Genomic DNA, 14,551 nt, shown 5'->3' on the forward strand with positions numbered 1-14,551 from the left:
ATGAGCGATGAGGCACTTCCTCGACACCGCATCCCCGGAGAAGATCGCCATCGTCGGCATCGGCTGCCGGCTGCCCGGCGGCGCCTCGGACCACCGGTCGTTCTGGCGCAACCTGGTCAATGGCAAGGACTGCATCACCGAGACTCCCGCGGACCGGTACGACGTACGCACGCTCGGCAGCCGGGACAAGGCCAAGCCGGGCCGGCTGGTCGGCGGACGGGGCGGCTATATCGACGGTGTGGCCGAGTTCGACCCCGCCTTCTTCGGAATCAGCCCGCGCGAGGCCGAGCACATGGACCCGCAGCAGCGCAAGTTGCTGGAGGTCGCCTGGGAGGCGCTGGAGGACGGGGGGCAGATCCCGGGCGAGCTGGCCGGTACGGACGTCGGCGTCTTCATCGGTGCCTTCACCCTGGACTACAAGATCCTCCAGTTCGCCGACCTCAGCTTCGAGACGCTGGCGGCACACACCGCGACCGGGACCATGATGACGATGGTCTCCAACCGCCTCTCCCACTGCTTCGACTTCCGCGGGCCGAGCCTGTCGATCGACACGGCGTGCAGTTCGTCGCTGGTGGCCGTGCATCTGGCCCGGCAGAGCCTGCTGCGCGGCGAGAGCCAGATCGCGCTGGCCGGCGGCACGTTGCTGCACCTGACCCCGCAATACACGATCGCCGAGACCAAGGGCGGTTTCCTCTCGCCGGAGGGCCTGTCGCGCACGTTCGACGCGTCCGCGAACGGCTATGTCCGCGCGGAGGGGGTCGGAGTCGTCGCGTTGAAGCGGCTGTCCGACGCGGTGCGCGACGGCGACCCCATCTACGCCGTGATCGCCAGCAGCGGCGTCAACCAGGACGGGCGCACCAACGGCATCACGGTCCCGAACGCGGACGCCCAGACGTCGCTGATCGAGCGGGTCTGCGCCGAGGCGGGGGTGTCGCCCGGCAGCCTGCAATACATCGAGGCGCACGGCACCTCCACCCCGGTCGGTGACCCGATCGAGGCGAACGCGCTCAGCCGCGCCCTGGCGATCGGCCGCACGCCGGGCGAGCGGTGCTATGTGGGCTCGGTCAAGACGAATATCGGGCACACCGAGTCGGCCGCGGGAGTCGCCGGTCTGATCAAGACCGCGCTGGCGCTCAAGCACCGGATCATCCCGCCGCACATCAACCTCGATCAGGTCAACCCCGCCATCGACGAGGCATCCCTGTCGTTCGCGATCCCCACCGAGCCGACTCCCTGGCCGGCACACACCGGACCGGCTCGGGCCGGGGTCAACTCGTTCGGGTTCGGCGGCACCAACGCACACGTGCTCCTGGAGGAGGCGCCGGAGCCAGCCGCGGTGGACCCCGCCACCGTGCCCGCGCCGCCGAGCCACACGATCCTGCCGCTGACCGCCCGCGACCCGGCCGTGCTGCCGCGGCTCGCCGCCGGCATCCACGCGGAGCTGACCGGTGGCGACGTCGCGCCGGCCGATCTCGGCCACACGCTGTCCCACCGGCGGCAGCATCACGATTCCCGGTTGTCGGTCGTCTACTCATCGCGCGAGTCGCTGGACGAGGCGCTGGCCGCCTACGGCCGCGACGAGCCGCACCCCAGAGTGCTGACCGGCCAGCGCCGCGACCCGGCCGACCGCCGCCTGGTGTGGGTGTTCACCGGCATGGGCCCGCAGTGGTGGGCGATGGGCCGGCAACTGTTCGAGACCGAGCCGGTCTACCGGGCCACCGTCGAACGGTGCGACTGGGTGTTCCGCAGACTCACCGGATGGTCGCTGATCGACGAGCTGAACGCCGACGAGGTCGACTCGAACATGGCGGAGACGTGGCTGGCCCAGCCGGCAAACTTCGCGGTCCAGATCGGTCTCGCCGCCCTGTGGCGCGGATACGGCATCGAGCCGGACGCGATCGTCGGGCACAGCACGGGCGAGGTGGCGGCGTTCTACGAGGCCGGCGTGTACTCGCTGGAGGACGCGGTGCGTGTGGTCGTCCACCGTAGCCGGCTCCAGCAGAAGCTGGTCGGCACCGGAACCATGCTCGCGGTCGGCCTGACCGAGCCCGAGGCGCGGCAGCGGGTGCTGCCCTATGGCGATGCGATCTCGGTGGCCGCGGTCAACAGCCCCGGCGCCGTCACGCTCGCCGGTGACGAGGACGCGCTCGCCGACCTCGCCGAGAAGCTGACGGCCGAGCAGACCTTCGCGAAGTTCCTCGCCGTGCGGGTGCCGTACCACAGCGCCCGGATGGAGGCGATCAAGGACGAGCTGCTCTCCTCGCTCGCCGGGCTGACCCCGAGGCGGGCCCGGGTCCCGCTCTACCTGACCGGCACGGACGGCGTGGCGGACGGCCCGGAACTCGACGCCGGGTACTGGTGGCGCAACGTGCGGGACACCGTCCGGTTCAGCGCCGCGGCCGACCGGCTGATCGGCGACGGCTACCGGCTCTTCCTCGAGATCGGCCCACACCCGGTGCTGGCTCACTCGATCCAGGAGTGCCTGGCGAATCGCGACGTGCAGGGGCAGACCCTGCCGTCGATCCGGCGCACCGAGAACGAGCCGGAGCGGATGATCATGACGCTCGCCGTGCTGTTCAACGAGGGCTTCCCGATCGAGTGGGACGTTCTCCAGCCCACCGGGGTCCAGGTGCCCCTTCCGCCGTACCCGTTCAAGACCGATCGCTACTGGGTGGAGCCGGCGCCGGTGGCCCAAATCCGGCTCGGCCGGCGCGACCATCCACTGCTCGGCCGACGGCTCTCCACCGCGAATCCGGCATGGGAGGCCAAACTGGACACCGAGTCGGCGCCCTACCTCGACGATCACCGCATCCAGGGCAATGTCGTCTTCCCCGCCGCCGGATACATCGAGATGGCGGCGCAGGCGGCCCGCGCCGTCACCGGTGGGGCCGGGACCACGCTGACCGGCATCGAGCTGCGCAAAGCGCTCTTCCTCACCGGCGGCGACACCCGGACCGTGCAGACGACAGTCACCGCGGAGGACGGGAGTTTCACGGTGGCATCGCTCACCGCCGACCTCGCCGAGCCCGCCGTGCACGCGACCGGGGCGCTGACCGCCGGCTGGCCGCACGGGGACGCCCCGCCGCTGGACGTGGCGGCGATCCGCGGCCGCGCCGCGCTGCGCCTGGACTCCGTGGACTGCTACACCCGGCTCGCCGCGCAGGGATACGGGTACGGCCCGGCGTTCCAGGCCATCGCCGAGGTGTGGATCGGGCCGGACGAGGCGCTGGCCCGGCTCCAGCCACCGGCCGCGCTGAACGGTGGCGCAGCGGAATTCCACGCCCACCCGGCGCTCCTCGACGCCGCCTTCCAGACTCTGCTCGCCCCGCAACTGCTGGAGACCGGCGGAGACGACGACCGGCACGGCATCCGGCTGCCGCTCGCCATCGGTGAGGTCTCACTCGACACGTTCGGCGACCGGGAGCTGTGGGTGCACGCCACGATCACCCGGCGGGACACCGACGAGATCGTCGGCGACCTCACGGTATACGCCGGGGACGGCACGCCGGTCGGCACGATCCGTGGGTTCCGGGCCGCCGACGTAGAGAAGGCGTCGGCGGCGGTCAGCATCGGCACGATCGACGGCTGGCTGGCCGAGCCGGCCTGGCTGCCGCTTCCGCCGCTTCCGGAGCGGGCCGCGGACGCAGGGCCGACCGGGCGGCGGTGGCTGATCCTGGCCGATGCCGGCGGCCTGGCGGAGGAGTTCGCCACCCTGGCCACGGCGCACGGCGAGCAGTGCCACCTGGTTCGGCCGGGCACCGCGTTCCACACCGACGGCGAGGGCCGCTCGACGGTACGGCCCGACTCCGCCGACGACCTGCGGCGCGTCCTCACCGGGAGCGGCGACCACATCCTCCACCTGTGGAACCTGGACCTGCCGGACTTCGGCCACCTCACCGCCGCGGACCTGGTTGGCTGCGGCGATCTCGGCGCCTACTCCCTGGTCGCGCTGGCCCAGGCGCTGTCCGGCGGGGAGACCGGCGGCCGGCTGCACGTCGTGACGCGGGGCAGCCAGGCGGTGGACGGCTCCGGCGTGGCACAGCCGGCCGGCGCGCCCGCCTGGGGTGTCGCCCGGGTCCTGCGGGATCAGGAGCTGCCCGGCCACCGCGGGAAGATCGTGGACCTCGGCACTCCGGACCCGGACCGCCGGGCGGAGGCCGCGGCGCTGTGGCGGGAATTCGCCCACGACGACGAGGACGAGATCGCGCTGCGCGGCGCGGACCGGTTCACCTGCCGGCTGCGGCCGGCGGCGAACCTGTACCGCCCACTGCCGTTGCGGCTCCGGCCGGACGGCGCCTACCTGGTCACCGGCGCTTTCGGCGCGCTCGGCCGGCTGCTCTGCCGGACCCTGGTGCGTCGCGGCGCGCGGCGGCTCGTCCTGGCCGGGCGCACGCCGGTGCCACACCGTGACCGGTGGGACGAGCCCGGGTGGGACGACGCGACCCGGGACCGGATCGCGTTCCTGACCGAGTTGGAGACGCTCGGCTGCCAGCCACTCGTGGCCCGGGTGGACGTCACCGACGAGGGTGCGCTGACCGGCTGGCTGGACGATTACCGGCGGCGGCGGTCCGCACCGATCCGCGGCGTGTTCCACCTCGCCGGCCAGGTCCGGGACGTCCGCGTCGAGCGGATGGACCGGGAGGCGTTCGGTGCCGCCTACGACCCGAAGGTGGCCGGCGCCTACCTGCTGCACCGGCACCTGCGCGACGAGCCGCTGGACCACTTCGTGCTGTTCGCGTCGATCGCCTCGCTGCTGACCACGGCCGGCCAGGCGAACTACGCGGCCGGCAACGCGTTCCTAGACGCGCTGGCCCACCATCGGCGGGCCACCGGCCGCCCGGCGTTGAGCCTGGACTGGGGGCCGTGGGCGACCGGCATGATCGAGGAGCTGGGCCTGGTCGACCACTACCGGAACAACCGTGGCATGAGCTCGCTGTCCCCCAGCGCCGGCATGGCGGTGCTGGAACGGGTCGCCGGTGAGAGCCGCGCGCAGCTCGTGGTGGCGACGGTGGTCAACTGGCCCACCTTCCTCGCCTGGTACGACCGGCCGCCCGCGCTGGCGACCGAGCTGGCCGCCGTCGCCACGCCGCCGGGGGACGCCGCGCACAGCGGCTTCCTGGAGGAGTTCCGGGACGCCGGTGAGGAAGAACGGCAGCGGTTGCTGAGCGAGCGGTTCATCGCGGTGGTCGCCGACGTACTCCGGACCCCCGCCGAGACGGTCGACTCGTCGGCCGGTGTCACCGCGCTCGGTCTCGACTCGCTGCTCGCCATGGAGCTGCGAGCCCGGATCTCGGCCGAACTGCACGTCGCACTCCCGGTGGTCGCGCTGCTCAGCGGCGTCTCGGTGGCCGCCCTGATCGGGCAGGTGCACGACGGCCTGCTTGACGTGCTGGACGCCGGCGACGTCACCACGTCGGACGTGCCGGTCCACACCGACGAGGCACGATATCCGCTCACCCAGAACCAGAACGCGCTGTGGTTCCTCAAGCAGCTGGACCCGGACGGCTTCGCCTACAACATCGGGGGAGCGGTCGAGGTCCGCGTCGCGATCGAGCCGGACCTCATGTTCGAGGCGGTGCGGGTGCTGATCGCCCGGCACCCGAGCCTGCGGGCGAACTTCCTGATCGAGGACGGCCGGCCGGTCCAGCGTGTCTCGGCGGAGCCCCGGGCTGACCTGGAGCTGTTCGACGTCCGCGGCGAGGAGTGGGACGACGTCTACCAGGCGATCATCCGGGAGTACCGGCGTCCGTACGACCTGGAGCACGATCCGCTGCTGCGGTTCCGGCTGTTCCGGCGGGGCGAGGACCGCTGGATCATCATGAAGGCCGTCCACCACATCATCTCGGACGCCATCTCCACGTTCACGTTCATCGAGGAGCTGCTCGCGATCTACGAAGGGCTGCGGCGCGGCGAGACCGTGGCGCTGCCCGCCGTACCGTCGTCCTATCTGGACTTTCTCAACTGGCAGAACCGGTTCCTGGCGAGCCCGCAGGCGAAGCGCTCGCTGGACTACTGGACCGCGCACCTGCCGGCCGAGATACCGGCCCTCCAACTGACCACGGATCGCCCCCGGCCCGCCGTGCAGACCCACCACGGCGCGTCCGAATTCTTCACGCTCGACCCGGAGCTCAGCGCACGGGTGCACGCCACCGCCCGGGAGCACAACGTCACCCCGTTCATGGTGCTGCTCTCCGCCTACTACCTGCTGCTGCACCGCTACAGCGGGCAGGACGACGTCATCGTGGGCAGCCCGGTGACCGGGCGCACCCGGGAGGAGTTCGGGTCGGTCTACGGCTACTTCGTCAACCCGCTGCCGTTGCGGGCGAACCTGGCCGGCGACCCGGCTCTCGGCGAGCTACTGGCCCAGGTGCGCGAGACCGTCCTCAACGGACTGGACAACCAGGAGTATCCGTTCGTGCTGCTGGTGGAACAGCTCGGGCTGCAACACGACCCGAGCCGGTCGGCGGTCTTCCAGGCGATGTTCATCCTGCTCACCCACAAGGTGGCGACAGAGAAGTACGGCTACCGGCTGGAATACATCGAACTGCCGGAGGAGGAGGGCCAGTTCGACCTAACCCTGTCGGTCTACGAGGAGGAGGCCGACCAGCGCTTCCACTGCGTGTTCAAATACAACACCGACCTCTTCCTGCCGGACACGATCCAGCGGCTCTCCCGGCACTACGTGCGGCTGCTCGACTCGCTGACGGCCGCGACCGCGGACACCCCGATCGCCAGGCTGGAGTTGCTAGCCGACGACGAGCGCGAGCGGATGCTCACCGAGTGGAGCGGCGCCGGTCACCGGGCCGCATACGACTCGCCGGTGCACGAGCTGATCGTCGCGGCGGCCACAGCACGGCCGGACGCTGACGCGGTGGTCTTGCCGGCCGAGTCCGGCTCGGCACACCGGCTGACCTACGCGGCGCTCGAACGCCGGTCCCGCGCGCTCGCGCACCGGCTGCGGCGCCTCGGGGTCAGGGACGGTGCCGTGGTCGCGCTCTGCCAGGAGAAGTCCGCGGACCTGATCACGTCGATTCTCGCCGTCCTCCGGGCCGGCGGCTGCTACCTGCCGCTGGACCCCGGATATCCGCCGGAACGCCTCGCATATCTGGTGGACAACGCCGGCGCGGCGGTGGTGCTCGCCGACGACACCGGCCGGGCAGGCTTGACCGGGGCATCCTGCGACGTGCTGGACGTGACGGCGCTGCTGACGCAGTCGGACGCGGAGCCACAGGCCGATCTCGGGGTACGGGTGACACTCGACGACCCGGCCTACATCATCTACACCTCCGGGTCGACCGGCGCGCCGAAACCGGTCCGGGTCACGCACGGCAATCTGGCCGCCGTGTACGCGGGCTGGCGCGCCGAGTACGCCCTGGACTCAGCGGTCCGCGTGCACCTGCAGATGGCCGGCGTCGCGTTCGACGTCTTCACCGGCGACCTGGCGCGCGCGCTCTGCTCCGGCGGCACCCTGGTGCTCGCCGACCGAAACCTGCTGCTCGACACCGGCCGCCTGTACCGCACGATGACCGAGGAGCGGGTGGACTGCGGCGAGTTCGTTCCCGCGGTCGTTCGCGGCCTGCTCGCCCACTGCGAACGGGACGGGCTGCGGCTGGACTTCATGCGGCTGCTGGTGGTGGGCTCGGACGTCTGGAAGGCGGAGGAGTACGAGCGGCTGCGCGCGATCTGCGGGACCGGCACCCGGGTGGTCAACTCGTACGGGCTGACCGAGGCGACCATCGACAGCACATATTTCGAGGGCCCGGCGGACGGGCTGGAGCCCGGCCGGATGGTGCCGATCGGCCGGCCGTTCCCGAACAGCGCGGTCTACCTGCTCGACCGGCACGGCGAGCCTGTCCCGCCCGGCGTACCCGGTGAGGTCTGGGTCGGCGGGGACGGCGTGGCGGCCGGCTATCCGGGCGACGAGGAGCAGACCGCGCGGCGCTTCGTCACCCGGACGCTGAGCCGGCGCCCGGACGCCGCCGCGCTGCGGCTCTACCGCACCGGGGACATGGGCCGGTGGGACGCCGGCGGGGTGCTGCACCTGCTGGGCCGGACCGACAACCAGGTCAAGGTGCGCGGCCACCGGATCGAGACCGGCGAGGTGGAGTCGCACCTGCTGAGCCGGCCTGAGGTGGCGGAGGCGGTGGTCGTGGTGCGCCCGGACGCCGCCGGCGAGCCCGCGCTCTCCACCTATTGGGTCCCGGCCGACGGGACCGCGCCCGACGCCCGGGACCTGCGCCGGTGGCTCGCCGAACGGCTGCCGACCTTCATGATCCCGGCCTATCTGACGGCGCTGGACGCGCTGCCGCTGACCCCGAACGGCAAGGTCGACGTGGCTGCGCTCCCGGCACCGCGCCCGGAGGCCGGCACCGGTGACCCGGAACCGCCGGTCACGCTCTACGAGGTACGAATGGCCGAGCACTGGCGCGCGATGCTCGGCTGCGAGCCCGATCTGCGGCTGGACTTCTTCGAGGCCGGCGGCACCTCGATCAAGCTCGTCGAGTTGATCTACCGGCTCCGCCAGGAGTTCAACATCGAGATCCAGGTGAGCCGGCTGTTCCGGATCACCACGTTGCGCGGCATGGCCGGCACGGTCGAGCAGATCGTCACCGGCCGGCTCAGCGGCGGGCAGCCCTACCTGACCTTCAACCCGGACGCCGGCCCGGCGCTGTTCTGCTTCCCGCCGGCCGGCGGACACGGGCTGGTGTACCGCCAGTTCGCGGCGCAGCTCCCGGAGTGGCGGATCGTCGGGCTCAACTACCTGGCCGGGGACGACAAGGTGGCCCGCTACGCGGACCTGATAGAGCACCTCCAACCGGCGGGTTCCTGTCTGCTCCTCGGCTACTCGCTCGGCGGCAACCTGGCCTTCGAGGTGGCGAAGGAGCTGGAGGGCCGGGGCCGGGTCGTCCGCGACGTGATCATCGTCGACTCGTACCGCATCGCGGAGACGTTCGAGTTCGGACCGGACGAGTTCGCGGCGTTCGAGCGGGAACTGGCCGAGCACCTGCGCCGGCACACCGGGTCGGAGATCGTCGCCCGGGAAACCCGTGCGCAGGCCCGGGAATACATCGAGTTCTGCAGCCGAACGCCGAACACCGGAACCGTCAAGGCGACGGTGACCGTCCTCAGCGACCGGGACAAGACCGCGTTCTACGCGGCCGGCGAGCGCGGGAGCTGGACCGGCGCGTCAGCCCGCCGGGACGCGTTGCTGGCCGGGTCCGGCGCGCACGCCGAGATGCTCGACCAGGAGCACGCGGCACGCAACGCCGCCCTGATCCGCGAGGTTCTGGGCGCTCCCAGCTGACCACCTGCTCACACATCGAGGGGATGTCGACGCACATGTCAGAACAGGTTTCCCAGCGGGAAACGATGATCATCGTCGGTGGCGGTCTCGCCGGCCTCGCCACCGGCTGCTACGCGCAGATGAACGGGTACCGGACGCACATCCTGGAAATGCATGAGATTCCCGGCGGCTGCTGCACCTCCTGGGACCAGGGGAGGTTCACCTTCGACTGGTGCGTGAGCTGGCTGCTGGGCAGCGGGCCGGGCAACGACATGTACCAGATCTGGCTCGAACTCGGCGCGTTGCAGGGCAAGCAGATGCGCAACTTCGAGACGTTCAACAACGTGCGCGGGCGGGACGGCCGCACCGTCTACTTCTACTCCGACCCCGACCGGCTGGAGGCGCACCTGCTGGAGCACTCCCCAGACGACGCGCGTCTGATCCGCGAGTTCTGCTCCGGGGTGCGAACGTTCAGGAAGCTGCTCAACGCGTACCCGTTCCTCAAGCCCCCGGGTTTGATGGGCCGGCTGGAGCGCTGGCGGATGCTCGCCGTCTTCCTGCCCTACTGGAACACCGTGCGCAAGTCCCTCACCACCTTGATGACCGACTACTCGGCGCGGTTCAAGGATCCGCTGCTGCGCGAGGCGTTCAACTTCATCCTCTACGAACGCCACCCCGCGTTCCCGCTGCTGCCGTTCTACTTCCAGCTCGGCGCGCACGCCGGACTCACCGCCGGAGTGCCGGAGGGAGGATCACTGGAGTTGGCCCGCTCGATCGAACGCCGCTACCAGCGGCTCGGCGGCGAGATCACGTACAACGCGAAGGTGGAGGAGATCCTGGTCGAGGACGACCGGGCGGCGGGCGTCCGACTCAGCGACGGGCGCGAATACCACGCGGACATCGTGGTCGCCGCCTGCGACGGGCACACCGCGGTCACCCGGATGCTGAAGGGCCGCTACCTCAACGAGACCTACCGGCGGCTGTACGAGGAGACGATCGACGAGCCGGGCCAGACCTACCCCGGCTACGTCAGCGCCTTCTTCGCCCTCAACCGGCCCTTCCCCGACGAGGACCCGTGCACCACGCACCTGCTGACCGAGGAGGAGTCCGCCGGGCTGGTCGGCATGGGCGCGCACCCGAGCATCAACGTGCAGTTCCGCAGCAGGCACTATCCCGAGCACTCGCCGGAGCAGACCGCTGTCGTCTTCGTGACCTACTTCTCCGACACCGCCACCTGGCGGAACCTGGCCGACGGCCCGGAACAGGCCAGCCGCGTCCGGAAGGGCGAGAAGCTGCACACCCTGCGGGTCCGCCGCGGACGGGCCTACTACACGGCCAAACGCCAGATCCGGGACACGCTGATCGAGCTGTTGGACCGGCGCTTCCCCGGGCTGGCCGACTCCATCGTCACCTACGACGTCTCCACGCCGCTGACCCAGATTCGCTACACCGCGAACTACGACGGATCGATCGCCGGTTGGCTGCCGTTCGTCGACGGCGGCGAGACGATGGAGAAGGAACTGGAGCGAAACGGCCCGGTGCTGCCCGGCCTGTCCAACTTCTACCTCTCCGGCGTCTGGACCACGATCGGCGGCCTGATCCGCGCCGCCGCCAGCGGGCGGCACGTCGTCCAGTTCATCTGCCGCGACGACGGCCGGCCGTTCACGGCCGGCATCGACGAGAACGCCCCCGAGCCCACGCAGATCGTGGTGCCCGTGCCCGCGCCGGACCGGCCGGCGACCGCCCTCATCCGGCAAGGAGCCTGACACATGGAGATCGACAAGTGGGTCGTCCGCGCGCACCTCGACGGGCTGCCGGACGCCGAGAAGATCTACGAGAAGGTCACCGAGGACGTGCCGGTCGCGCTCCGCGACGACGAGATGCTGTTCCGGACCAGGTACGTGTCGGTCGACCCCTACCTGCACGGGCTCGCCCTGGAGACCCCGATCGGTGAGCACATGGTCGCCGACTCGATCATGGAGGTGGTCGAGGCCGGGCCGGACGCCGCCTTCGCGGTCGGCGACCTGGTCCAGGGTTACGGCGGCTGGCGCAGTCACGTCATCGGCACCGGCGGCGAGGTGCTCTGGCAGGGCGAGTCGTTCCCCATGGTGTTCCCGGCGTACCGCCTACTGAGCCCGGCCCATTACGACGAGGTCCTGCCGGTGTCGACCGCCCTCGGCATCATGGGCGGTCCGGGCATCACCGCCTGGGGCACACTGGCCCACTTCATGACGATCCGGCCGGGCGACACCCTGGTGATCAGCGGCGCGTCGGGCGCGGTCGGCACGCTGGTCGGCCAGCTCGCGAAGCGGGCCGGGGCCCGGGTGGTGGGCACGACGTCGGCACCGGTGAAGGCCGCTTTCCTGACCGAGCTGGGTTTCGACGCCGTCGTACCGTACCGGCTCGGCGACGACCCGGCCCAGGTACGCGCGGAACTGCTCAAGGCCGCGCCGGACGGCGTCGACAGATACTTCGACAACCTGGGCGGCACGATCACCGACGTGGTCTTCAGCATGCTCACGGTGCACAGCCAGGTCGCCGTCTGCTGGCAGTGGGCGACCCAGGTGAACCGGGACTACGTCGGCCCGCGCCTGCTGCCGTACATCATGCAGCCGCGCACCACGATCCGCGGGATCTTCGCCCACGAGTGGTTCACCGAGGAGAATCTCACGGCCATGCGCGACGAACTCGGCGGCCTGATCCGCCGCGGCGAGCTGAACTACCGGCAGACCGTCTATCGCGGGTTCGACGAGATACCGGCCGCGTATCAGAGCCTCTACGTGGACCGTTCCGGCAACCGCGGCAAGGTCCTGGTGGAAATCTGATCGCCGCCGTCCTGGATGCGCACCTCACGTCCACCACATGTGAGGTGCGCATCCAGGATATCTCCGACTTTCCTTCGTCCGATTCAGCGGTTTGGCGTAGCGCAGGTTGAAATCCCGCCGGGAGCAGGGCGGTTCAAGCGGCGGCAATCCTTGAGGTTCTTGAGTGGCTCCGGCCCGTCCTGCGCAGTCAGATCTCACACCTCCCGAAGCAAGATCGGGCATCTCAGCCATCCAAGTCCGCCAGCATCGCCTGTAGTCGCTGAGCGAACGCCGGGATGCCGGCTTTGGACAACGAGTCGGCCAAGTCCGCCGGAGTCAGCGGCGGGCGACGCTTCTCTCCAGCCAACCGAACCACGGTGTCGAGCATCTCGCCTGGCCATGCCTCGAACAGATCGCGCAGGTAGTCGTCCGGCGTGCACACTCGGACTCCATGAGGCGCCAGCGCCTCGGCGGGAAAATCAGCAAGATTCCAGGTCACGATCGCAGTGGCGCGACCGGCAATGGCAGCCGCCATATGCACCCGATCGTCGGGGTCCTTGCCCGGTATCTGCACGATCAGATGGATGTAGGCAGACTCGGGCGGACACCTCGCCGTCGGCGAAATACTCGCGAATCGCAGAGGTGATCGCCGCAGCCGAGGCGGCAGACCGACGCTGTGCCCGGACGATGACCCGCTCCCACTCGGCGAGCAGCGCCTGGGACCACATCACATCGTGCACGCCGTCCTCGGTCAGGGCCAGCATGAGATCCATGACCGAGAACGGGAACAACACGTTGGTATCGACGAAGATTCTGGCCGTCGGGATCGCCGCGCTCAGTAGGGAAGGTCTGCGGCCTGAACCGCGTCGGCAATACGGCGGCGGCCCGCCCGCCGGCGTTCCCTGCGTGCCTGGAACTCCAACACGTCCGCCAAGCGCACCACGCGATGCTCCGTTCCCTGCGAGCCAGTCTGCTCAACGCCGGAGCGGCAGCGGGTTCCTCCAGCGACTGAAGAAGCGCGTCGAACTGTTCCGCCGGCATGATGGTGTGCTCGCTGCGAGCCGGCACACGGTCGGCCGCCGACGTCGCCGCGTTCAGCACGAACGCGGAAACCGACTTCTGCTCCCGCTCAGCCGCCTGGGCGATCTTCGCCCCACTATCACGATCTGTCCGCATCTCGATGCGCTCGGTCTTTGTCGCCATCGGCCACCTCCACGGCGGTTGTGCGGCGGTTGGTAGGTCACCGATCGGGGCGAAACGCGCCCGGACAACACGGCGCACCCGTGCGATATAGAGGAATTCGGCCATACGCCGAGCCTTCCCCTTCATCGACCGAAGGCTATCGGCCGACGCCCGGGTGAGGACCCGGCTAGACGGCGCGGAAGCGGCACCAGGACTGGGAGGCGTCGGAGAGGCGTAGCGTCCAGGAGTCCGGGTTGGCGGTGTCGACGGCCTGCCAGAGGCGGGCGGTGGCCACCGCGAACGCGGTCACCCCGGCTTCCGGGGCTGCGGCGAAGGCCGGGATCTCGGCTGCCCACTGCTCCGCCGACTCGGGTGCGTGACCGGCAGCGATCAGCCAGACCACCCAGTATGCCGCGTCCAGCCAGGGTGCGCCGCGGGTCGCCCAGGCCCAGTCGACGAGCCGGGCCCGGCCGCCGCCGACGATCACGTTGACGTTGTTCAGGTCGGTGTGCAGGAGCGTGTCACCGGCGAAGTGGTGCAGCCGGGCCGGGTCGGCGTACGCCCGCAGTCGCTCCTCCGCCCGGCGCAGCGGGATCTCCGGCACCGGGATCTCGCCGACCCGAGCGATCAGGTCGGCGACCAGCGAGAGGTCGGGTGAACCGGGCGCATAGTCGGCGTGCCGGCCCTCGATCGCCTCGAAGACCAGGACGTCCCAGCCCCGGTCCAGGATCCGGGTGATCAGCGCTGGCGCGACCGCCCCGACGTGCCGGCAGATCTCTGCCTCGCGCTCCTGGCTGGTGGCCGACCGGTGGCCGGCGGGGACCGCCTTGACGAAGAACTCGCCGCGATCGGTGCTCAGCCGCGAGGCGACCGTGCTGGCCGGCCCGCCGAGCGCCGGTTGGAGCACCCGGGGCGCCCCGACGGCCGCCTCGACCGCGGACTGCACCGCGTCGGGCAGATCGGCATACGAGCTGATCGGCACGTCACCCCTGTCATATCGCATCGGAGCACATTCAGACGACATATCCGCTTTTGCGATGACAATAGATCACAAAAGTCATGTAAAGGCGGTGTCTGGTGAAACAACGCTAACCGGCAACCGGCACTCCCGTCGCGCCGGCCACCCCGGCGGTGGATGGGCACCGGGCAACCTGGTCAGACAGGCAGGGGATGGACCGGCAGGGGATGGACCGGCAGCGGGCAGGCAGCCGGTCCGGGCAGGCCCGGCCACGCGGCCACGCGGGCGGCGGGCGGCGGGCGGCGGGCGGCGGGCGGCGGGCGG

At 70.6% G+C, this 14,551-nt stretch carries 6 protein-coding genes; 3 read left to right on the forward strand and 3 right to left on the reverse strand.

Features of this window, described 5'->3' with window-relative positions; translation table 11 throughout:
* Nucleotides 1–7 precede the first annotated feature (7 nt).
* From AB0M08_RS06780 to AB0M08_RS06790, 3 genes are read left to right on the forward strand one after another with little or no spacing between them, the layout of a single operon-like run.
* Entirely contained in the window at nt 8–9,304 is a 9,297-nt protein-coding gene (locus AB0M08_RS06780; RefSeq protein ID WP_364489593.1) for an amino acid adenylation domain-containing protein, read from the forward strand.
* Nucleotides 9,305–9,339: 35 nt separating this feature from the next.
* The gene (locus tag AB0M08_RS06785; RefSeq protein ID WP_364489596.1) at nt 9,340–11,049 is read left to right on the forward strand and encodes an NAD(P)/FAD-dependent oxidoreductase; all 1,710 of its coding nucleotides are present in this window, start codon (nt 9,340–9,342) and stop codon (nt 11,047–11,049) included.
* Nucleotides 11,050–11,052: 3 nt separating this feature from the next.
* A complete protein-coding gene (locus AB0M08_RS06790; RefSeq protein ID WP_364489599.1) occupies nt 11,053–12,108 on the forward strand; it encodes an NADP-dependent oxidoreductase in 1,056 nt (351 codons plus the stop codon).
* A 223-nt stretch (nt 12,109–12,331) separates the two neighbouring features.
* Here the strand turns inward: AB0M08_RS06790 and AB0M08_RS06795 are convergent, their stop codons facing one another.
* From AB0M08_RS06795 to AB0M08_RS06805, 3 genes are read right to left on the reverse strand one after another with little or no spacing between them, the layout of a single operon-like run.
* Nucleotides 12,332–12,661: a hypothetical protein gene (locus AB0M08_RS06795; RefSeq protein WP_364489602.1), complete on the reverse strand. Its 330-nt coding sequence runs from the start codon at nt 12,659–12,661 to the stop codon at nt 12,332–12,334.
* A gap of 2 nt (nt 12,662–12,663) precedes the next feature.
* Nucleotides 12,664–13,416 carry a DUF1778 domain-containing protein gene (locus AB0M08_RS06800; RefSeq protein WP_364489605.1) on the reverse strand — a complete coding sequence of 251 codons (753 nt, stop codon included), beginning with the start codon at nt 13,414–13,416 and terminating at the stop codon, nt 12,664–12,666.
* 40 nt (nt 13,417–13,456) lie between these two features.
* Nucleotides 13,457–14,272: a hypothetical protein gene (locus AB0M08_RS06805; RefSeq protein ID WP_364489608.1), complete on the reverse strand. Its 816-nt coding sequence runs from the start codon at nt 14,270–14,272 to the stop codon at nt 13,457–13,459.
* Between the last annotated feature and the right edge of the window lie 279 nt (nt 14,273–14,551).

Source organism: Actinoplanes sp. NPDC051851 (assembly GCF_040681165.1).
Classification (GTDB): Bacteria; Actinomycetota; Actinomycetes; order Mycobacteriales; family Micromonosporaceae; genus Actinoplanes.

What these genes read in the sequence shown, in the direction of transcription:
- AB0M08_RS06790 (WP_364489599.1), top strand. Translation starts at nt 11,053, where the DNA reads ATGGAGATCGACAAGTGGGTCGTCCGCGCGCACCTCGACGGGCTGCCG.
- AB0M08_RS06785 (WP_364489596.1), top strand. Translation starts at nt 9,340, where the DNA reads ATGTCAGAACAGGTTTCCCAGCGGGAAACGATGATCATCGTCGGTGGC.
- AB0M08_RS06800 (WP_364489605.1), bottom strand. Translation starts at nt 13,416, where the DNA reads ATGAAGGGGAAGGCTCGGCGTATGGCCGAATTCCTCTATATCGCACGG.
- AB0M08_RS06780 (WP_364489593.1), top strand. Translation starts at nt 8, where the DNA reads ATGAGGCACTTCCTCGACACCGCATCCCCGGAGAAGATCGCCATCGTC.
- AB0M08_RS06805 (WP_364489608.1), bottom strand. Translation starts at nt 14,272, where the DNA reads ATGCGATATGACAGGGGTGACGTGCCGATCAGCTCGTATGCCGATCTG.